19 protein-coding genes and 1 riboswitch are annotated in these 20,625 nt (G+C 43.4%); of the genes, 6 read left to right on the top strand and 13 right to left on the bottom strand.

All coding sequences use genetic code 11. The features are described 5' to 3' along the window. Window positions 1-20 precede the first annotated feature (20 nt). On the bottom strand, window positions 21-455 hold the full coding sequence (locus tag HC026_RS00340) for a GNAT family N-acetyltransferase (protein WP_168923981.1): 435 nt from the start codon (window positions 453-455) through the stop codon (window positions 21-23). Between the two features lie 666 nt (window positions 456-1,121). Here HC026_RS00340 and HC026_RS00335 point away from each other — a divergent pair. After that, window positions 1,122-2,066 carry an FAD:protein FMN transferase gene (locus tag HC026_RS00335; protein ID WP_168923980.1) on the top strand — a complete coding sequence of 315 codons (945 nt, stop codon included), beginning with the start codon at window positions 1,122-1,124 and terminating at the stop codon, window positions 2,064-2,066. A 60-nt stretch (window positions 2,067-2,126) separates the two neighbouring features. Here the strand turns inward: HC026_RS00335 and cytX are convergent, their stop codons facing one another. Continuing rightward, entirely contained in the window at window positions 2,127-3,311 is a 1,185-nt protein-coding gene (gene cytX / locus HC026_RS00330; protein WP_240890983.1) for a putative hydroxymethylpyrimidine transporter CytX, read from the bottom strand. 262 nt (window positions 3,312-3,573) lie between these two features. Here cytX and rpsN point away from each other — a divergent pair, with 262 nt between their 5' ends. Together rpsN and HC026_RS00320 are read left to right on the top strand one after the other, a co-directional pair. Then, entirely contained in the window at window positions 3,574-3,843 is a 270-nt protein-coding gene (gene rpsN, locus HC026_RS00325) for a 30S ribosomal protein S14 (protein WP_168923979.1), read from the top strand. 18 nt (window positions 3,844-3,861) lie between these two features. After that, window positions 3,862-3,984, top strand: coding sequence for a putative metal homeostasis protein (locus HC026_RS00320; protein ID WP_168923978.1), 123 nt, complete (start codon window positions 3,862-3,864; stop codon window positions 3,982-3,984). A gap of 88 nt (window positions 3,985-4,072) precedes the next feature. On the opposite strand, the gene HC026_RS00315 is transcribed toward HC026_RS00320, so the two are convergent. Together HC026_RS00315 and HC026_RS00310 are read right to left on the bottom strand one after the other, a co-directional pair. Continuing rightward, a complete protein-coding gene (locus HC026_RS00315) occupies window positions 4,073-4,894 on the bottom strand; it encodes a hypothetical protein (protein ID WP_168923977.1) in 822 nt (273 codons plus the stop codon). 220 nt (window positions 4,895-5,114) lie between these two features. Then, the gene (locus tag HC026_RS00310; protein ID WP_168923976.1) at window positions 5,115-6,323 is read right to left on the bottom strand and encodes a class I SAM-dependent methyltransferase; all 1,209 of its coding nucleotides are present in this window, start codon (window positions 6,321-6,323) and stop codon (window positions 5,115-5,117) included. A gap of 502 nt (window positions 6,324-6,825) precedes the next feature. Here HC026_RS00310 and HC026_RS00305 point away from each other — a divergent pair. Then, on the top strand, window positions 6,826-7,260 hold the full coding sequence (locus tag HC026_RS00305; RefSeq protein WP_168923975.1) for a MerR family transcriptional regulator: 435 nt from the start codon (window positions 6,826-6,828) through the stop codon (window positions 7,258-7,260). Window positions 7,261-7,435: 175 nt separating this feature from the next. On the opposite strand, the gene HC026_RS00300 is transcribed toward HC026_RS00305, so the two are convergent. Further along, complete coding sequence (locus tag HC026_RS00300; RefSeq protein WP_168923974.1) at window positions 7,436-7,603, bottom strand: hypothetical protein; 168 nt, start codon at window positions 7,601-7,603, stop codon at window positions 7,436-7,438. Window positions 7,604-7,880: 277 nt separating this feature from the next. Here HC026_RS00300 and HC026_RS00295 point away from each other — a divergent pair, with 277 nt between their 5' ends. Further along, window positions 7,881-8,576, top strand: coding sequence for a GTP pyrophosphokinase (locus HC026_RS00295; RefSeq protein ID WP_168923973.1), 696 nt, complete (start codon window positions 7,881-7,883; stop codon window positions 8,574-8,576). Between the two features lie 127 nt (window positions 8,577-8,703). On the opposite strand, the gene ribH is transcribed toward HC026_RS00295, so the two are convergent. From ribH to HC026_RS00260, 7 genes are all read right to left on the bottom strand, one after another. Next, window positions 8,704-9,165, bottom strand: coding sequence for a 6,7-dimethyl-8-ribityllumazine synthase (gene ribH, locus HC026_RS00290; RefSeq protein ID WP_168923972.1), 462 nt, complete (start codon window positions 9,163-9,165; stop codon window positions 8,704-8,706). Further along, window positions 9,166-10,374, bottom strand: coding sequence for a GTP cyclohydrolase II (gene ribA, locus HC026_RS00285; RefSeq protein WP_168923971.1), 1,209 nt, complete (start codon window positions 10,372-10,374; stop codon window positions 9,166-9,168). Continuing rightward, on the bottom strand, window positions 10,371-10,973 hold the full coding sequence (locus HC026_RS00280; protein WP_168923970.1) for a riboflavin synthase: 603 nt from the start codon (window positions 10,971-10,973) through the stop codon (window positions 10,371-10,373). The genes ribA and HC026_RS00280 overlap by 4 nt, the downstream gene beginning before the upstream one ends. A gap of 2 nt (window positions 10,974-10,975) precedes the next feature. Beyond that, window positions 10,976-12,016, bottom strand: coding sequence for a bifunctional diaminohydroxyphosphoribosylaminopyrimidine deaminase/5-amino-6-(5-phosphoribosylamino)uracil reductase RibD (gene ribD / locus HC026_RS00275; RefSeq protein WP_240890994.1), 1,041 nt, complete (start codon window positions 12,014-12,016; stop codon window positions 10,976-10,978). Window positions 12,017-12,144: 128 nt separating this feature from the next. Further along, window positions 12,145-12,301: riboswitch (FMN riboswitch) on the bottom strand. 65 nt (window positions 12,302-12,366) lie between these two features. Next, on the bottom strand, window positions 12,367-14,178 hold the full coding sequence (locus tag HC026_RS00270) for a heavy metal translocating P-type ATPase (protein ID WP_168923968.1): 1,812 nt from the start codon (window positions 14,176-14,178) through the stop codon (window positions 12,367-12,369). Between the two features lie 327 nt (window positions 14,179-14,505). After that, complete coding sequence (locus tag HC026_RS00265; RefSeq protein ID WP_168923967.1) at window positions 14,506-14,943, bottom strand: universal stress protein; 438 nt, start codon at window positions 14,941-14,943, stop codon at window positions 14,506-14,508. Between the two features lie 13 nt (window positions 14,944-14,956). Continuing rightward, window positions 14,957-16,528 (bottom strand): Nramp family divalent metal transporter, encoded by a 1,572-nt coding sequence (locus tag HC026_RS00260; protein WP_168924097.1) that lies wholly within the window; start codon window positions 16,526-16,528, stop codon window positions 14,957-14,959. Window positions 16,529-16,872: 344 nt separating this feature from the next. Here HC026_RS00260 and HC026_RS00255 point away from each other — a divergent pair, with 344 nt between their 5' ends. Next, the gene (locus tag HC026_RS00255; protein ID WP_168923966.1) at window positions 16,873-19,614 is read left to right on the top strand and encodes an HAD-IC family P-type ATPase; all 2,742 of its coding nucleotides are present in this window, start codon (window positions 16,873-16,875) and stop codon (window positions 19,612-19,614) included. Window positions 19,615-19,687: 73 nt separating this feature from the next. Here HC026_RS00255 and HC026_RS00250 read toward each other — a convergent pair whose 3' ends face one another. Further along, a complete protein-coding gene (locus HC026_RS00250; RefSeq protein ID WP_168924096.1) occupies window positions 19,688-20,485 on the bottom strand; it encodes a YitT family protein in 798 nt (265 codons plus the stop codon). Between the last annotated feature and the right edge of the window lie 140 nt (window positions 20,486-20,625).

Genomic DNA, 20,625 nt, shown 5'->3' with positions numbered 1-20,625 from the left:
TATCAGTAATAACGCCTAAACTATTCTTGCCATTTCATTGTTAATTCAACTTCATCCGTATCCGGATCCACGCCACGCTTGTTTTCCACAAAATCATGTCGCTGGTAGAAGCGGATCGCCTTAGGATTCTTTTCATAAACGTTCAGCCGAACCTGCTTGTAGTCTGATTTCAATGCAAACAACAGTAGGCTGCCAATCCCATTATCGCGAAACCCTGGTTTAACAAACATTCCTGCCAAATAATGCGTCTGCATCCCAGCAAAGCCAACGATTTGATGATCCTGTTTAACCACATAAATGCTTGCCTGGGCTAACTGATCAGCAACTTTGGCGGCCTGCCCGTGCCAATAACTGGCCGCAATAAACGGGTGAGCATCTAAATTACCTGCGAGCCAAATGGCCATCAACGACTTTCTATCTGCTTCAGTCAAGTTGTCCAGTTTTTCAACTTTCAATTTTTGACCCTCTCTTCTCTTTTCTCTTCATACATCATTTAAGTTACGCCGCTCAGAATTAAATGGCAAGCTCAGAGAAAGATAGGAAAAGTTGCAATTTATCAATTTAATCTGTTTTTAATATTGAACTCATTTGATTTTAATGTTATAGTAACTGCAACTTATCAAAGGGAGCAATTAGGGGGCTCCCTTTGACTTTGGGAGGTGACAGTTACCAGCTTAAAATTGCATACATATGTCTCTGTCAAAACTAGATATGGAGGGCTTGCGTATGGAAGAAACTACTACATAATGGTTATGGCTACACGTCTACTGACAAGTTTTGCTCATCAAGCAACGGCAATTCTGTATGGCATAATCAAGGCATCTAACCGAACGATAGAAGCGCAAATTTCATTCTCATCATTTAGACGATTTATGATTAGCCACGAGGCTGACAACGTTGATGCCGATTGATGATAATTTGGCAAATAAAATCGTCCTAGCCTAATGATCACTCAGTCAATCAATGTCAGAATTGAACTGCTAGTCATTCAGCACAAAGAGTCCCATTTCGATAATTTCGAAATGGGGCCTTTTTGGTTCCCAAAATCAACCAAGTTAGGCCGCCTACTGATTTTGTGTTATCTTAAAATCACAAGCATTTTATGGAAGGCGTGACCCTAGATGATTCAAAAACAATATTATGGCTTAGGCACAGCAATTACGCTCTCGGTGAATGAACCAGCAACAACGGCTGACTTAGACGCGGGTAACGAATTAATCAAGCACTACGAAGATATTCTAACGGTTAATCGTCCAGTCTCTGAAGTGATGTCGATTAACCACGCGGCAGGGCACAAAGCCATCCAAGTGTCAGATATTACTTACCAACTGATCAAACGAGCAGTTGAAGTCAGTCAATGGCAGTTAGGCTTTAACACCGCCATTGGCCCCCTGGTAAAATTATGGAAAATTGGCTTTGATGGCGCTAATTTGCCCGCGGATGAAGACATTAAGAAACGGCTCCAACTCATTGACCCAACGGATATCAAATTAGACGATGATAGCCACTCGGTATTTTTGACCAAAGCTGGCATGGAGATCGACCTTGGCGCCATCGCCAAGGGTTATATTGCTGATGCTATCAAGGATCTGTGGGTTTCCCGCGGCGTTCAAAGCGGCATTGTCGACCTTGGTGGTAACATTTTGTTAGTCGGTGATAGTACCCGTCCTAATGGCCTGTGGCGTATTGGGATACAAAACCCTTTGCAGCAGCGTCATGTCGCCTTAGGGGTTCTCACCACACCTGCTAAATCGGTTGTAACCTCTGGCATCTATGAACGTTATCTTGTCATTAACGGGCACAATTACCATCACATGTTTGACTCTAAAACGGGCTACCCCATTCAAAACGATTTGGAGAGTGTCACCATTGTGAGTGACCTATCTATCGATGGTGATATCTGGACCACTGAAGCTTTCTATCAAGATATTGATAAGGGAATGCCATTAATTGAAAAGCAGCCTGGTTTAGACGCCATTTTCGTTACGCGCGATTTCAAAGTCGCTATCACTTCTGGCATCAAGGACAGCTTCGTTTTAACGGATAGCGATTACCATATCATTTAAAACAATAACGTAAAACCAGTTCAACTATCAGTCATCCGACTGGTAATTGAACTGGTTTTTCTAATCTGTGATTAACGGATACTTTTTCGTCACTAATCCGGTCAGGTAAACGCCCAGACCCAGAACTAATAACAAAAAGAACGTGGTGCCTAAGAAAAAGTCCAGCTTCTGTAGCCAGGAATAGCCAATCACGCCAACGAACCACCAAATAAAGTTAAGCGGTAGTGACAGGCGTTGATGCATTAAGAAGACGCTGACAAACAGAATCGCGAATAACGGTGTGAACACCGCACCAATCGCGTACAGAAAATTTTGGTAGTAAGACATTGAAACAAACAGCGCGATCAGTAACCCTAAAACCGTTACGCCAATCGCAATGAAATTCACTGCTTTAGTCTTAACCAAATTAGCAATATTCGTCGCAGCTGAATAGGCATCCATAAAGGTTGTGGTTACGGTTGAGAACACGATGACCAAGAGAGCGATCATTCCCAAACTGGAATGAGATAAAACCGTTGTAAAGTCTGACTGCCCCGTCAAAATAACAGTGAACATGCCCAGTGAGAACATGGCAACACTAGCAATAAAATACCCACTCACGCTGGCCATCGACGTTTGAAATGGGCGTTCAGTATGCCGAGTATAATCACCAATCAGTGGTAACCAGGACAGTGCCATCGTCACGTTTAGTTCAACTGCGCTGCCAAAACTGAGTGGTGCCAAGTTAGCACTACTTTGCAACCGACCCTCTTTAATGATTGTCCACAACATCAATACCATCCCCAGGGCTAAGAGCACAACAATGACGTTATTGACTTTAAAAAGCCAATCGTGATCCATTAATAGCCAAAGAATAATCAAAACCGCAACAATTAGTGACATCACTATCACTGATTGGTAGTTAAACAGTACCTTCGACAACCCGTTCATCGCCAATTGAGCATTAACGATCATCACAGCTGTCCATCCCAGCAATTGCAATGCATTTAACCCTGAAAACAACCAAACACCTGGCTGACCAAATACCGTTTGAGTCGTTTGAATAGCTGTTCGATTCTGTTGTGCTGACAAATAGCCGGCTGGCAGCAAGAAAACAAAACAGCCAATGACATGACCAATTAAAATCGCTAGTAGTCCACTCTTCCAGCCCAGTGGCGCAATAAGCGTTCCCGTAACAATTTCAGCAATCGAAATCGCCGCACCCATCCACAGCAAAAATAAGCCGCTTGGTTTAGTATGACCCACTTTAAAACTCCTCTCTCCAGGTGCCCTTGCAGCACCTCAAATAACTAAAGTTAATTTTAACATACTTGGTTTCATGAAATCGTTCATGTAAAGAGTAATTATTACAGTTTAGTTACGTTAAGACAAATTAGTGGCATTTTCTACTAATTATTGGTAAGTTAATAACATTGTTGTGACGAAATAAAGGGTTACTAACACCGTTGACCTAGCAATTACTTAATGAGTTTGGTACACCTACATCACTAAGTCATTGGAGGAAAATATGGCAAAAAAATCTAAGATTGCAAAGTATAACAAGCAACGCGAATTGATTGCTAAGTACGCAACCATTCGCCAGGAACTGAAGGCTCAGGGTGACTATGAAGCTTTGGCGCGCTTGCCGAAGGATTCTAACCCTAACCGGCTACGTAATCGTGACGGCTTAGACGGTCGTCCACGGGGTTATATGCGTAAGTTTAATATGTCCCGTCTGAATTTCCGGAAGTACGCGCATCTAGGTCAAATTCCTGGTGTCCGTAAAGCTTCTTGGTAGAAAACAAGGAGATCTATGATGGAAAAAACCGATATGGCTAGCGCTTACCGTCGACTTAAGAGTCCCAGTCTAAAGACTCGTAAGCGGGCGATGAAAATCATCCGTGATGCGAAGCGCAATGCAAGTAATACGAAAAAATAATTTTTAAGTCAACTTAATATGAAAGGCGCCTAGGTTTGTCCAATGATTGATTATTGGATAAATCTAGGCGCCTTTGCGTTATATTTAATTATTCATCATTAGCGGAGGAAACCTTAAAGTGAACCAGACTACGATCGTCAAACGAACGGTTCCCCTTCTTCAATCCCTTAGTTGAACGGTATTCATGGCTGCAGCTGGGATCATTTTCCAAGACATTGGCGAGGGCGGCTTCGGAGTCCGCTAAATTTTCCGCCAACTTCGGATAGCCGTCACTGGCAAGCACAATTTGATGAGATTCCGCCGATAAGTGATAAATTTTCAGCAAGGATTCCGGTATTGGTTGCCCATTAAAAATGGCATACCCCCACTCACGATCAGTCGAATTCGCAAACTGCGTGGCCTGTAAAATCCAGGGTAGAATGGCTTGACGACCGGGATCTAACTCATCGTTACTGTTAGGAGACAGCCGTAAAATCAAACTGCGCATATTCGATAAAACTAAGTCACTGGCTTTAGGATTGGTGAGCAACCGCCCATCCAGATTGATTTGAGCGTCACCAACCTGCCACAATTCGTTACGAAACCGCGAATAGATGACCGCCACGGCCTGCAATCCTTGGCTAGCACGGTCAGCAGTGAACTTAACGCGATTATAAAAATCAGCGAACTGTTGGTTCACTCGTTCAATCAGCGACGATAAAGTTGCCTCTTTTGGCAACCGTTCTAAAACACCCGCAATCATTGTCGAAGCTAATTTTCCAGTCGTTTGTCCCTGATACATAAACTGGGATTTACTCGTAACACCGTCAATGACGCCGATAAACTCTGGCGTGACCACAATGGTATCTTCACATTTCTCATCGTTCACTTTTCCTTGAATAAACGTTTCTAGAACTTGAACTGCTGTCAAATTACCGCCTCCAGTGATAGCTTCTGAGTCTATCATAGCGACAACAAGGTGAATTTGTAAAATATTGCGGTTGAACTGATTGCTTTAACCTAGCCGAATCGTGTTCGGCAACTCAAATTCCGGCCCTATAACGCCAATAACGCCATCCCGATAAGACCATCGGAATGACGTTATATTCTGGCATCTACCGGGTTGTGTCACAGCCTCTATACTTTGAAACTTAACCGAGTTGCTTCACACCGGTCTTTTTCTCATCAGCATCATAAATATACTGACGGGTCATTGGCAGACCAGTACCACTTGGTGCTTTAACCAATAGGTACTGCATCACATCAATGTTGCCACCTTCAAATGAACCGGCGCAAGCTTGGAGATACATATCCCACATCCGAGCAAATTCCTTACCGTACTTTTCGGCAGCCTTATCTTGAACCTTCATGTAGTTTTCATGCCACATCTCAAGCGTCTTTTGATAATGACGTCGCAATGGTTCGAGGTCGGAAAATTGCAGTTTCGCATCCATAATGTGCTTTAAGTTTTCGGCAACGTTAGGAATGTAGCCACCAGGGAAAACGTACTTCGTAATAAATGGATCTACACCAGCACCAACGTGTTGACCAGTAATACCGTGGATCAATGCACGGCCATTGGGCTTCATAAAGTCGGCAACTTTCTGGAAGTAAAGGCCAAGGTTTTCCTTACCAACGTGTTCGAACATCCCAACGGAAGTGACGTAATCAAATTGATCGTCCACTTCACGATAGTCTTCTAGTAATACGTCGACCTTACCTTCCAGGTGACGGTCTTTGATCTGTTGCTGGGTATAGTCATATTGTTCCTGACTAAGTGTAATGCCAGTAGCGTACAGACCATATTCTTCAGCCGCCATGAATAATAGCGTACCCCAACCACTACCAATATCTAACAAGCGCTTACCAGGTTCTGGCTTCAGCTTGTTTAAAATATGGTGCATCTTGTTCAATTGGGCTTCTTCCAAGGTATCGTCGTCATGTACGAAGTAGGCACATGAGTATGTCATGGTCTTATCCAGCCACATTTCATAGAAGTCATTACCAATATCATAGTGACTCTGAACGTCCTTTTGACTGCTCTTTTCGGAATGTGAACGCTTTGGAAAATGCTTGATAAATGGATTATTAGTTAAAAAACTGTGATCCGTGCGGAATGCCGAAGCAACTAGTTCTTCAATGCTGCCATCAATTTCAATAGCACCCTTCATGTAATCTTCGGCTAGTGTCAAAGTCGGCTCGTCAGTGAAGCTCTTCAAAGGAAGTTCCTCATTAAACCGGATTTTAACAACCGGTTCACCGTCACCATAAGTTTCCTCTTTACCATCCCAGTAGGTTACTGAAATAGTGATATCAAATGCACGGCTCAATAATTGTCGATACACGGTTTTCTCTAACACGAAAATGCCTTCTCTCTTACAAATTTAATGCTGAATAATTAGTTAAACCTGTTAACTTAATTGACAACATTTACTAACTAATTGGTTAGATTACAAGTCATACGCGATTTTGTCAACGATTCTTGTTCCTAACCACTAACGGATATATACACTGAATCTGTCCAATATAGTTGGCTCACATCCAACATGATGGGGAACGAATAATTGCGTCAATCACCGATGAAAATTTCGATTCTAATTAACTTTTTACTAGTCTCAAAGAGAACCATTTCGTAAATCTAGCATTAGATTAATCTAGTATATCACCTTATAGTTACTGTAATGCAACCCCTAACATCTACGTGCGTTGTAAAGATACCTGCAGTATGGCGGGCGATAAGCACCAAAAATTATTTTAAATTTCCCTTGCCTTATACTTGGTCGAACATCTATGATGGAGATATTTTTAACACACCGGTCAACAACACCAGAGACTTATTTAGCTTAAGAAAGGAACTCACAAATGACTTATTCTGTTCAAGAAGTGGCCCAAAAGATGGGATTAACAACTTACACCGTTCGTTACTACCACGATCACGGCTTATTGCCGTTCGTTAAACGGGATAAAAATAATCACCGGGTTTTCGACGACGCTGACTTGGAATGGATGCATCTCATCACATGTTTACGCTCAACCGGCATGCCGCTTCATGAAATCAAGCACTATTTTGACCTCGTCATTCAAGGCGAATCCACGGTACCAGAACGTTACGAGATTATGCTTGCTCAGCAGCAGCGAACTCTAGATGAAATTGCTGAACTTAATGCCCACCTCGATACGATCAATATCAAGGTAGCTCACTACGCAGATATCCTAATTAATAAGAAGCAAGACAGCTATGTGCCTTCTAACATTGCAAACCGAAAGAAAACCTCGAACTCCGTTTCTTCTAAATAGTTAGCGAGCGGGTTTAAGCTAGATTATAGTACTGGACAAAAAGGGGCTGTTTGGGATGTTCCAGTTGAGAAAGTAGATGAAATTTTCATCGCTATCGACAGAGTATTTTGGCGTTAAAAAAGACGACATCGTCACAATGCCGTCTCTCGTCATTATTCATTTAGTTATGAATCAATTAGCCACGCAAATTAATCATTAAATCAACTTGACCTTGATCACGTGATTTAATCTTCAATTCATTCTGGGCATTAGCCGTTGCCAGCTTACCCTTCTTAATCAAGTTTTGAATCAATCGTTGACCAAAATTAGCGCTCATTCCAGTAATCATCCAAGTTCGTTTCATATGCCCAGGCTCCCTTCAAGCTGCATTGATTGCCCAATATATTACGCCTAATTCCCATAAAGTCAAGCTTAAGAGGTCATTTTCAAAACAACCTAATCTGTTTAATACCGCTACTTGAACAGTTTTACTGGTCACCTTGAGACTAAGAGGCTTAAAGGGACGCTCAACATGAAGAAAGTGACTCAATGTTACCATGTGTACTTTAAGAATTGGTACCGTTTCTTTGCATCGCTGTTAAGTGCTAAAATAATAGCATTATCACCAAAGGAGAAACACTATGATTTTGCAACGGAATAACGTTCCTAACATCAACCAGATTTCTGATGAAATGAGTCGAATTCTAGGAGATTATGACACGACTGATTTACGGCGATTTTTTGTTTATTATCAACAGTGTCAGGCTGGTGCGAAGGAGTTTGGTGCTAAACTAGAAAACCTCGACAGTGAATTTGAGATACTAACCAACCATAATCCCATCCATCATATGGAAACCCGCATGAAGGCGCCTCAAAGCCTAATGCGCAAATTAAGAAAAAAGGGTTATGATTTCAGCTTCGACGCCATTAAAAACAATATCTTTGATATTGCTGGCATCCGTGTGATTACCAATTACATTGAAGACATCAATACTGTGGAAGAAGCACTCACTAAACAAACTGATGTGACATTGTTAAAAAGAAAAGATTACATTTCACACCCCAAGCCCAGTGGTTACCGAAGTCTGCACTTAGTAGTTTCAGTACCCGTCTTTCGCCGTAGCGGACCGGTTTCAACACCCGTTGAAATTCAGCTGCGTACGGTTGGAATGGACATGTGGGCAAGCCTGGAGCACAAGTTACGATACAAAACCAATGTTGATCAGCAAAAAGTTGAAAAATATGGTGATCAACTAAAGGGTTACTCCGCGGAACTAAATCAGATTGAGACCAATATGCAGGCTATTTTTAACGATTTGCAAAAGGACCAATCATAACTTTGAACAAAAATGTTTCATGTGAAACATTTAAAATGTGTGATACATCTTGGTAGGTTCCAGAAGTTAACACAAAAAATACGCATCCCGAGAAAGCGACAGAATACGTATTTTTGTATTAAGCAGCTTAAATCTGTTTCTCCAAATTGATCATCTCAATCAAACCATCTGCACAATCGGCTCCCTTATTGCCGCCCTTACCACCAGCTCGACTAATCGCCTGATCCAGGGTATCGGTGGTTAAGACACCAAACATCACCGGAACCGGCCCATTCAAAGACACGTTAGCTAAACCGCTAGCGGTCTCAGAGCAAACATAATCGTAATGGGAAGTTTCACCGCGAATAACTGCTCCCAAGGCAATTATGCCGTCGACTTTACCGCTATTAGCTAACAATTTCGTAACTCGCGGTAATTCCAACGCCCCTGGAACGGCAGCAATCGTCATATCTGCACTGTTCACACCATACTTTTCTAATTGTGATACCGCTCCCTGCTGTAGTCTATCAGTGACGATTTCATTGAATTGTGCCACTACGATACCGACTCGAACACCATTACCATTTCTTGAATGTGATAGGACTTGCACTTAATTTACCTCCTTTAATAAGTGGTGAAACTTTTCCTTCTTGGTTTTCAAATAGCCCTCGTTTTCACGTGTCAGACCAGTTTCAAGCGGAACTCGATGATTGACCCGAATACCATATTGTTCCAGTTGGCTAATTTTATCAGGGTTATTGGTCATTAGATTAACGGTTGTCACACCTTCCTGACGGAGAATTGCAGCTGCTAAACCATAGTTTCGTTCATCAGCGGGCAAGCCCAAATGCAAGTTGGCTTCTACCGTATCGAATCCCTGCTCCTGCAACTCATAAGCTTTTAACTTGTTGGCTAAGCCGATTCCTCGACCTTCTTGGCGTAAGTATAAAACCGCGCCACGGCCAGCTAGTTCGATTCTTTTTAGAGATTCAGCTAGTTGGGCACCGCAGTCACAGCGTTTAGAGCCGAATACGTCACCCGTCAGACATTCGGAATGTAGTCGGAGCAATAAGGGGGCGGAACCAGCGATGTGCCCTTTCGTGATGAGTAAGGTTGGTTCGCTATCAGGGCTGGTTTTAAAAGCTTTCATTTGAAACTCACCATACTTGGTTGGTAATTTTACGTCAGCAATCACTTCAATCGCTTTTAGTTGACGATATTGCTGAAGTTCCTCAATCGTGATCAGTGGCGTCTGAGTTCCCTCTGCATAGGCCTTTAAATCTTTTCGCCGTGCCATGGTGCCATCTTTTTTAAGAATCTCACAAATGTAAGCAACCGGCTGTGCTCCTGCTAATTTAGCCAAATCCACCGCGGCTTCCGTATGACCATCCCGTTCTAACACGCCGTTATCCTTGGCAATTAAAGGGAAGGTGTGCCCCGGATGATAAAAATCATCGAACTGACTGTTAGGTTTAGCCAATGCTGCAATCGTGGCTGCGCGATCGAACGCTGAAATCCCAGTGGTCGTTGTCCTGAGGTCAGTACTGATTGTGAAGGCCGTTCCGTAAGCATCCGTTGCATCAGTCACCATGGGTCTGAGCCCCAATCGCTCAGCTATCTCCGCACTCATCGGTACACAGAGGAGACCACGAGCTTTAGTGACCATCGTATTCACATTTTCAGGTGAAACGTATTCTGCCAGTCCTACCATGTCGCCTTCAGCTTCACGGTCCAGTGAATCTGCCACAATGATCAATTTCCCCTGTTTAAGAATATTAATAGCTGCTTCAATTTTTGGAGTTAATGCTTGATTTGTCATTGGACTGCTTCCTTTCGCTGTGCGCCCACAATGTACTTACCCAATACGTCCGTTTCAATATTCACTAAATCGCCAACTTGCCGACTACCCAACGTTGTCTGGTTTTGGGTGTAAGGAATAAGACTAACAGAAAACTGTCCCGGTCCTGCTTGCGTAACCGTTAAACTGACACCGTCAATCGCAATCGAGCCCTTTTTGACAATATAGTCGTCATATTCTGGAGCAATTTTAAAGGTTAGAACAGTGGCATTTTGATCCTCAACTCGCTGCACTAATTCAGCCGTAGTATCCACGTGGCCTAAGACAAAATGACCATCCAGACGAGCTGTTGCACCAAGAGCTGGCTCTAAATTAACCAGCTCACCGGTTTTCAATTGTCCCAGATTTGTTAGCCGTGTGGTCTCTGGCATGACCTCAACGGAGAGTTGCTTATCTGCCACGCCGGTTGCTGTTAGACAAATCCCATTAATGGCAAAACTATCGCCAAGTTGGGGATTAATTTCGGTAAACAACGGCGACGAAATTGTTAATTTAGCAGTTTCTGCTTGGCGCTGGATTGCCACAACGTGACCAATCCCCTTGATAATACCTGTAAACATCCTTACGCCCTCCTTGTCGACACTCGAATATCCGGACCTAGCGTCGTAATCACTGGTTTTTCAAATTGTATTTGACTGGTCGCTGGCAGACCCATGGCTGCTGGTAATCCAGTGCCACCTAACATCATTGGTGCAATGTACATGACCGCTTTGTCCACCAAATCGGCAGCAATAAAGGCCGCCTGAAGATGACTGCCGCCCTCAACTAATAGCGACTGAATCCCTTCATCAGCTAACTGGTGAACAATCGCTGATGGTGTCCAATGTGGGCTTACAAAAACGCGCACATTTTCGGGTAATTGTTTAGTAGCTGCCGTTTCGCTAAATATCCACGTTGGCGCAGACCAATCCAATAGATGGCTCTCTGGATTCACCTCATCTACACTGCGTACCAACGCTGCTCGAATTGGTGGAAACACCATGGTTGAGGTCCTCACTGTCAGTCGCGGATTATCAATCGAGAGAGTATGCTCCCCCACTAAGATGACCTGTTGACGGCTTCGTAACTGTTGTGCATCTCGTTGGGCCGCAGTCTGTGTCAGCATGGTGCGTTCCTTTTTGCCACCATTGATTTTGCCATCCAACGACATCGCATATTTTAGGGTTACTAGTGGTCTGCCATGTTGATAATAGAAGTTGTAAGCTTCATTTAGTCCCTGACTCTCCCCCAGTACCTCTACGTTGATGCCGTGATCCTTTAAAATGGCGACACCCTTACCACTTACTATCGGATTAGGATCAAGCTGGCCAATCATCACCTGGGAGATACCCACTTCCGTCAATCGCTTCGCACAGGGCGGTGTTTTACCATAATGACTACAAGGTTCTAACGTGACGTACATTGTTGCACCCTTAGCCTGGTTAATATCATCCAGCTGTTCCAGCGCGTCGATTTCGGCATGATGATGCCCATACTGATGATGATAACCAACGGCTAACACCTGATGATCTTTCACAATCACGGCACCGACTTGCGGGTTCGTCCAGGTATCCTTACCCCGTTTTGCAGCCGCAACTGCTAATTGAAAATACTTTGGTTCAATCAAACCTTATTCACCTCACAAAAAGGGCCTCGCAATTTAAAATGCGGGGCCCAATTAATTGATAAGCTAAACAAGATTTCATACGGTTATGGTACACAAAAAAGTGTACACCAATGGTACGAAATAGTTCTTTTCTTCTCCCATCCAGACTTTAACTGTCGGTCCCAGACTCTCACTGGGTCAACCACGAATAACGTGGGTCACGGACTTCAGCCATGTTACGATTGCTTGTTCAATCTAACTGTCACCATCGGTCGGGAATTACACCCTGCCCCGAAGAAATCTATTCAGTTTTCAGCAGTTATCGTACAATGAATTCCTTCTGATTGCAAGCGCTAGCATTACACTGATTAGTTTAACTTGGCTATTGTAATACTGCGAGCCCTTAATGCCCAAAGGATAGTGACTGTATCCACGACTTCTTGTAGCAGTGCGCCAAAGATTGCTGGAATCACGCCGAAACTGGCAATCAGCATCAGCATGGTGCAGATAATGATACCTACCATTACCGACTGTCGAGCCACGTGCATTGTTGCCCTAGAAATTTGGACTGCAACCACCGTCCGCTGCAGATCATCCTTCAAAATGACTGCATCTGCCGACTCACTAGCCGTCGTTGCACCGCTAGCACCCATGGCAATACCTACGTCGGCAGTCACCAGCGAAGGCGCATCATTGACCCCATCACCGACCATGGCAAATGGCTTTTGATCATCAGGCACTTGTTTAAGCACTGCAATTTTTTCGCCGGGTAAACATTCCGCGTGAACCCGATCAATTCCAACCGCTTTAGCGATTTTTTGGGCAATAGCAGTTCTATCTCCTGAAATCATCATTAAATTCTTGATTCCCAGCTTGTGCAGTTCAGTCATGGTTGTTGCCGCTTCGGGCCGTAGCTCATCCGTAAAGGTCACACAACCCAAATAGTGATGATCGGCCGAAACATACACTGCAGTATCATTGACCTTGTCAATCGACCCATCAGGCATTGCAAAATCGGCTTTGCCGACCCGAATAAGTTGACCGTCAATTTGGGCCTGAACTCCGCCACCAGTGGTTTCTTTCACATTACTAACCGAAGGCAATTGATCTGGTGCCGCCTGCATCAACGAACGCGCCAAAATATGATTAGACTGCTGCTCTGTCGCGGCAGCGAGTGTTAATAGGCGAGTCTTATCAATGTTTGGCTGGGTCATAATCTCATTAACTTGTAAATGTCCTTGGGTAATTGTACCCGTTTTATCAAATGCCATCGTTTTTACTTTGGCAAGTTGCTCAAGTGTTGTCCCCGTTTTAACGATAATCCCACTTTGACTCGCCCGACTCATGCCAGCCACCAAAGCAATAGGCGCAGCGAGTATGAGTGGACACGGTGATGCCACAACCAGTACTTCAGCAAACCGAACTGGATCTCCGGAAATAATCCAAGCCGCACCAGCAATCACGTACGCTAAAATGGTAAACGGGACAGCATACCGATCCGCCATTCGGACAAAATGTGCGGGTTGTGCCTCAGCTTGTTTCACTAACCGAACAATATTTTGAAACTGACTGTCAGCGGCCCTTTGGTCGGCTACGATTTGAATAGAAGCATCACCGTTGACCGATCCTGACATCACGGTATCACTAACGACTTTATCAACTGGACGGGATTCACCGGTCAGTGATGATTCGTCTAAAGTCGTACTACCTAAAACAATGGTGCCATCCACAGGGATCACTTCTCCCGGCTTAACTAGCAACCAATCGCCAACATCAACCTGGTCAACGGCGATAGCTTTGATGTTGCCGTTGACCATTAAATGAGCATTTTGCGGTGATTTATCTAGGAGGGATTGTAGATCTGCATTTGCTTTGTGAGCAGCGTAGTCTTCCAAGGCGTCACCACCAGTCAGCATCAGCAACACAATCAGTGCAGCCCAATACTCACCAATAGCTAAGGTGGCAATCACAGCAGTAATGGCCAGTAAATCAACTCCGAACTTCCCAGAACGCAATGTTTTAACCATGTCAATGAACATGAGCAACGCAATCAAAGATCCTAAAACGGTCACTAATGTTTGTGCCCAAAATGGTTGATTAAAGACAAATGTCGTTACTAAAGAAACTACACCAACCCCTAATACCGCCCATAATCGTCGATAATTCGAAAGTTTTTGCATGATATCACCTCCATTATGATGCTTTTCTTCATTATACAATTAGTCTACTTGGATATTATGAAGACTTAGACAACATTTCGTGATTATTCGCCGAAAATATCCATGGTAGAAGGAGGCCATGGTAGAGGGAGGCCATGGTGACTTAAGACGATATTGATAACAATTTTATCCAACACTTTGATCTAGCCCCAACCTCTGATATAACTGATATTCCGATCATTTAAGGCAAATAAGCCCACCCCGATAAAAATCGGAATGGGCTTATTTGTCTTAAACTCTGGAAACTACCATATTATTTCACACACGTGCTCCGCCTAATTCACAGTTTTAGCGAATCACCAAAACTGAAATGGGGGCGTATTTTGCCATATAGGCGGCTTGTGAACCGAACCGACGTTTGAATCCTTTTTTTGCAATTGATCCGATTACAAGAACGTCTGGTTTTGCGTGAGGAATAACATCTTTGACCATCACTTCACCCGGTTTCCCCTCTGAAACCAGTGCGTTAACCTTTTCGACACCAGCATCCATCGCTTGCTTAACGTACGTTTTAATATGTTCGTCAAGTTCGCTGCGCTCACCATGGATGTAGTCTTTATCAAGTGCCTCATAAACACTCAGTTCATGACTTTCAAGAATTGAGACAATGGTCAATTCAGCATGACGTCGTTTAGCCATGTCAATTGCATACTGGAAGGCTAACAGTGCGTCCTCAGAGTCATCCACACCTACTAAAATATGCTTAAATTCAGTCTTTTTTGTCATTACAAGCCTCCATCTACTCTGCTACACCAAGCTTAGCCTTGAGCAACTTGTTACCTCTATGCAAATCGATGATCATCCAAACAAGCAAGGCAACAACACATGCAATCAGGAAGTAAGCAATATCGTCAGCCATTGCAAAATCTGCAGCAGAGGCATTTGCAGGTAAGAAGGCTTCGATGTTATTGGGTAGGCCTTTCATGTTCAGAACGGTTAAAGCGATAACTGAGAACCAGCCTAGAATCTTGATAACCAAGGTGTTCTTGAACCGGTCACCCATCTCAAGCTTGCTGTCTGTCATCATTAACAATGGCAGCATTGAGAATGGTAAGGCGAACGCCAAGAAGACTTGAGAGTTGTTCATCAGCGTGTTAAGCGCCTCGTGTTGCTGAATAGGCGTTTCACCGCTGGTCATCCCAACACAGATCAGAACAGGAATCACTGAAATCAAACGGGTAACTAACCGACGAGCCCAAAGAGGCATCTTCATGTGAATGAAACCTTCCATGATGACTTGACCAGTTAAAGTCCCGGTAATCGTAGAATTTTGACCTGAAGCAAGCAGTGCAACGGCAAACAGTACTGACAATGCACCAGACTTAGCAACACTGATTAGAATTGGATTGCTAAGCATTGATGAATTAGATAAAGCTTGGAACAAACCGAAGAATGAAGGATCCTTAACAGCACCAGTCTTAAAGACGGCAACACCCATCACTAGCAACAAAGAGTTAACAACGAATGCCAACGATAGTTGAATGTTTGAATCCCAAGTGGTAAAACGAACGGTCCGCGCCACATCATCTTCATCAGTGTGATCAATTTTACGAGTTTGTGAAATGGCAGAGTGCAAGTACAAGTTATGCGGCATAACAGTAGCACCAATGATACCTAAGGCGCCAGTCAAAGGTGTACTGCCACCAGTCTTAATTGAACTTGAGAAGGTATCTTTAGTAGGAATTAAGCCACCAAAAACACCGGCCCAGTTAGGGTTTGACAAAGCAACTTCATATGCGAAAACCAGTAAAATAACCAGAATCAAGCAAACAACAATTGCTTCGATCTTACGAAACCCAATTTTGGTTAATAATAGCAATATCAAAACATCAAAAACGGTAATGAAAACCGCGTATACAAGTGGAATATGGAATAATAGATAAAGCGCGATGGCAGCACCGATAACTTCCGCAATATCAGTCGCCATAATCGCAAATTCAGTTAGGAGCCAAAGAACGATCCCTAATGACTTACTCGTACGAGCCCGAATGGCTTGTGCTAAATCCATCTGCGTCACGATGCCAAGTTTAGCCGCCATGTATTGTAGTAACATCGCAATCAAACTTGACATCAAGATAACAGACATCAGCAAGTACTGGAAGTTTTGACCACCGGTGATTGATGTTGACCAGTTACCTGGATCCATATAACCAACCGCGACTAGTGCGCCAGGCCCTGAGTACATAAATAACGTTTTCCAAAAGCCTTTCCCTTTTGGAACATCGATTGATCCATTGATCTCTTCCAATGATTTCCCATTGGCGTATTCGATCAAATGGTGCTTACGTGGTGTTTTTTGATCTTTCAAGATAAATACCACCCTTCTTAAATTTGTTAAGCATCTACATTGTACATTTTATTTTGAATTTGTAAATTAAAGTTTAGGTACTCCTTAACAAATTTTTGATGATGTTTCCGCTTTCATGTGCGACCTTAAGTCGTTCAGTCTTAACGAAAAAAATTATTTAGTTGTTTTTTACCACCAAATTGCGAAAATGTTTAAATTTCAGACGATTTTCCTTGTATTTCTCATTATTAATATTTAATCTAATACATAACAATATAGAAAGAAGGGATTAAATTGAGGGACTTGTTAATCAATTTGGTATTTCCAGACCGCTAATCACACGTTAAACACGAAAGGATGATTCATTAATGGCAACACACTCAGATAAGCAACAGGTAACACCTGCGGCCACCGACGATAACAAAGACGCTGGCCCCAGTCAGCAACAAGTTTGGCGCCAATCGACTTCTGAACTAGAACACCAATGGCAGACCAACTGCGAAGACGGACTCAGCACAGCTGAAGCAAAAAAACGTTTCGCAGAACATGGTCCCAACGAGTTGGAAGCCAAGAAAGTTTCAAATTTGTTGCGATTCTTAAAGCAATTTAACAACAGTATCATCTACATCTTATTAGCAGCAGCCATTATCACATTCGTGCTGCATCGCTACTCAGATTCAATCGTTATTGGGCTAGTGATTATTGCTAATGCATTGATAGGCTATTTTCAAGAGATTTCTGCTGACAATGCGCTAGCAAAAATCAAGGACCTCTTAGTTTCCGAGAGTTTCGTAATCCGCGATGGGCAAAAATTCACCTTGCCATCCCGCGAACTGGTCCCTGGAGATATCGTCAGACTTGAAGCTGGCGATTCCGTACCCGCTGATTTACGACTGGTTGAAGCTGATAACTTAAAAATTCAGGAGTCTGTGTTAACTGGTGAAACTGATTCAGTTGAAAAAATTGAGGAACCCATTGACACAGATACTGTTCCCTTAGCAGAACGCCAAAACCAAGCGTTTGCGTCAACTGCAGTAACTAGCGGTTCTGGTTTAGGGATCGTGATTGCAACGGGTGTTGACACTGAAATCGGTAAGATTCAGCAAGATGTGGCTGATGTTAAAGCTCAGCCCACCCCATTGATGCAGAACTTAAATCGATTGGGTGTAGGTCTCTCGGCTGCCATTGTGGTGGCGGCTATTCTCCTGTTCATTTTAGGGGCAGCCATTCACGTTTACAGTCTCCCAACCCTTTTGATTGCGGTCATCACGATGGTCGTTGGATCCATGCCAGAAGGGTTACCCGCCAGTACCTCAGTTGTTTTGGCCATGGGAACCCGGCAACTCACTAAACAAAACGCCATCGTCAAGACGCTTCCAGCCGTTGAAACACTTGGCGCAGTTGATATCGTCAACACGGATAAAACCGGTACGTTGACCAAAAACGAGATGACCGTCACCGATATTTTGACACCCGAGCACCAATATACCGTCTCAGGGGTCGGCTATGATTCCGAAGGCCAGATTCAAGACAGTACGGGCGAAGCTGTTAACTGGGAACAAAACGAACATTTAAACTGGTTGGTACAGATTGCCGGACAGACCTCTGATGCCGTCTTTAATGAAGAAGACGGTCAATGGGTCTTGACTGGAGAACCAACCGATGGTGCCTTAACAGCACTATTCCACAAGCTAAATCACTCGGAACCTACCGTTAACGAAATTGATTCACTGCCATTCGACTCAGCCTTTAGATATTCCGCTCGGTTAGTCGACTATAACGGCCAACGCATATTAATGGTCAAAGGTGCACCACAGACGCTTGCTAAGTTAATTGAACAACAAGGTGGCGAAGTTAATGCCGGTGTGATGGCAGAACAGATGAGCCAACTCACACGCCAGGGTAAGCGAGTGGTAGCGTTAGGTTATCAAGTTATTTCCCGGGAAATTAATGAAATTGATCCGGAAATAATTGGTAAAAACTTAACTCTAGTCGGGCTAGTCGGCATCATTGACCCACCACGACCGGAAGTCGCCGAGGCAGTTAAAAAATTACGTTATGCCGGCATTCAGGTCAAAATGATTACGGGTGATGACCCAGACACAGCAACAGCAATTGCTCAGCAGCTAAACTTAGCTGACTCCCCTAAAGCGATTACTGGGCCTGAATTAAATCAGCTTTCAGATGAGAAGTTGGCGGCGGTTATCGATAACTATACCGTGTTTGCTAGAACGACTCCTGCCGATAAGCTGCGGATTGTTAGAGCTCAACAATCACTTGGTCACGTGGTTTCAATGACCGGTGATGGTGTTAATGACGCACCAGCCTTGAAGCAAGCTGATATTGGTGTGGCAATGGGTATCAAAGGTACCGACGTCGCCAAAGGTGCTGCCGACATGGTTCTTGCCGATGACGACTTCACCACCATTTTGGCAGCCGTTAAAGAAGGCCGTCACGTATTCGATAATATTCGAAAAACGATTCGGTTCCTTTTACCTACGAGTTTTGCTGAAGGCCTCATCGTGGTCTTAAGTATCGTTCTTGATCAATCGCTGCCGCTATTTCCCACTCAGTTACTGTGGATCAACATGGTTTCCGCGCTAACAATTCAATTTGCGTTTATCTTTGAACCGGTTGAGTCGGGCATCATGTTACGCGGACCTCGAGATGTTAAGACTGGTATCTTATCCAAAATGGATGTCTTAGAAGTCATCTACGTTTCAGTGTTGATCTCCGGTTTAGGCATTTTTGCTTACGACCAGCTGGTTGGTCATGGCATAAGTGCGTTAATGGGTAGCACCATGACACTGAACATCGTGATTTTTGGAAAAATCTTCTACCTGTTTAATCTACGAAATAATCATCCGGTTATTTCAAAGTATTTCTTCCAAAACAAGATGGCCTTTTACATTATCGGCCTACTCATACTCTTGCAAATGGCGATTATCTATCTGCCATTCATGCAAGGGGTCTTCCACACAACTGCAATTAATTTCCATTATGGTTGGGGAATCCCGATTATCATGGGCTTCATTGTGCTAGTTGTGACCGAAGTTGTAAAACTGTTCCGTTTACGTTGGAATCAGTTGCATAAGGACCGAATTAGCTAAATTGAGTCATCAAAAGGGCGTGAGAACAGCGAAATTACTGTTCTCACGCCTTTTCAATTTCTCAGACGAGTATTTACAAATTGGATAACTGCATGCCACGAACACTCCGAATTTGATCCGTCACAACCAGTGCTTTAGGATCAATTGACATAATAATTGGCATAACGACTGTCCAATCTTGATTGCTGCAAACATAAAACAAAACATCCGTATCTTGTTGGTGATAAAAGCCAGTGGCCTTTAACATCGTGACACCCTGCCCTAAGTTACTGGTCAACGCTTCACCAATTGCTTGATTTTGCGTTGAGAAAACTAAGACTGACCGTTTTGCCCCAAAGGCTTCCAAATATTTATTGAGTACAACTGCCGAAATGTATAATTCTAGTACCGTTAACAGCATATTTTGGAAGCCAATTATTAATCCGGATGGTATCGCCACAGTTAAATCGAAAAACAGCATCGCTGATCCGTTCCGGATACCATAATAACGGTTAATAATCTTAGCAAGGATCGTGCTACCAGCAATGGTCCCCTTGGCACGAAAAATCAGTCCCATGGCAATACCCATTAAAACGCCCCCAGAAATTGCAGCAATCACAGTCTGGTCGGTGTGATATGGGAAAAATACGGGTATCCTCAGAAAAAGACTAATCCAAAGTATTGCCCAAAGCGTATAGAACCCCGTTTCACGTTTTAGAAATTTGAACCCAATCAAGATTAAAATGCCGTTTAGCACAACGTTCGTTAATGCTGGCGGAATGCTGAAAGTATAATACCCTAATGCCGTTAAACCGGTAACACCGCCCTCACCAATTCGATTGGGGATCAAAAAATAGTTGATTGCGACAGCGTAAATCAAAGCGCCAATCATAATTTGTATGCCATTTTTAATAATCGATTTCACTTAGAGTTCTCCTCAATCAAATTTACTATATACACTCTACGCTATAAAGATAAGTCAAATCAACCCTGTTAGTTTACCTTCAGCAGGCTAATTGTTTCACGTGAAAC

This window comes from Secundilactobacillus angelensis (assembly GCF_012641075.1).
GTDB lineage: Bacteria > Bacillota > Bacilli > Lactobacillales > Lactobacillaceae > Secundilactobacillus > Secundilactobacillus angelensis.
Note: the sequence above shows the minus strand (reverse complement) of the source record. Positions and strands in the feature narration are given on the sequence as shown.

Coding starts and splice junctions, on each gene's coding strand:
- HC026_RS00280 (WP_168923970.1), bottom strand. CDS start 10,973: ATGTTTACAGGTATTATCAAGGGGATTGGTCACGTTGTGGCAATCCAG.
- HC026_RS00320 (WP_168923978.1), top strand. CDS start 3,862: ATGGAAAAAACCGATATGGCTAGCGCTTACCGTCGACTTAAGAGTCCC.
- ribA (WP_168923971.1), bottom strand. CDS start 10,374: ATGACAAATCAAGCATTAACTCCAAAAATTGAAGCAGCTATTAATATT.
- HC026_RS00250 (WP_168924096.1), bottom strand. CDS start 20,485: ATGATTGGCGCTTTGATTTACGCTGTCGCAATCAACTATTTTTTGATC.
- HC026_RS00305 (WP_168923975.1), top strand. CDS start 6,826: ATGACTTATTCTGTTCAAGAAGTGGCCCAAAAGATGGGATTAACAACT.
- rpsN (WP_168923979.1), top strand. CDS start 3,574: ATGGCAAAAAAATCTAAGATTGCAAAGTATAACAAGCAACGCGAATTG.
- HC026_RS00300 (WP_168923974.1), bottom strand. CDS start 7,603: ATGAAACGAACTTGGATGATTACTGGAATGAGCGCTAATTTTGGTCAA.
- HC026_RS00270 (WP_168923968.1), bottom strand. CDS start 14,178: ATGCAAAAACTTTCGAATTATCGACGATTATGGGCGGTATTAGGGGTT.
- HC026_RS00265 (WP_168923967.1), bottom strand. CDS start 14,943: ATGACAAAAAAGACTGAATTTAAGCATATTTTAGTAGGTGTGGATGAC.
- HC026_RS00335 (WP_168923980.1), top strand. CDS start 1,122: ATGATTCAAAAACAATATTATGGCTTAGGCACAGCAATTACGCTCTCG.
- HC026_RS00295 (WP_168923973.1), top strand. CDS start 7,881: ATGATTTTGCAACGGAATAACGTTCCTAACATCAACCAGATTTCTGAT.
- HC026_RS00255 (WP_168923966.1), top strand. CDS start 16,873: ATGGCAACACACTCAGATAAGCAACAGGTAACACCTGCGGCCACCGAC.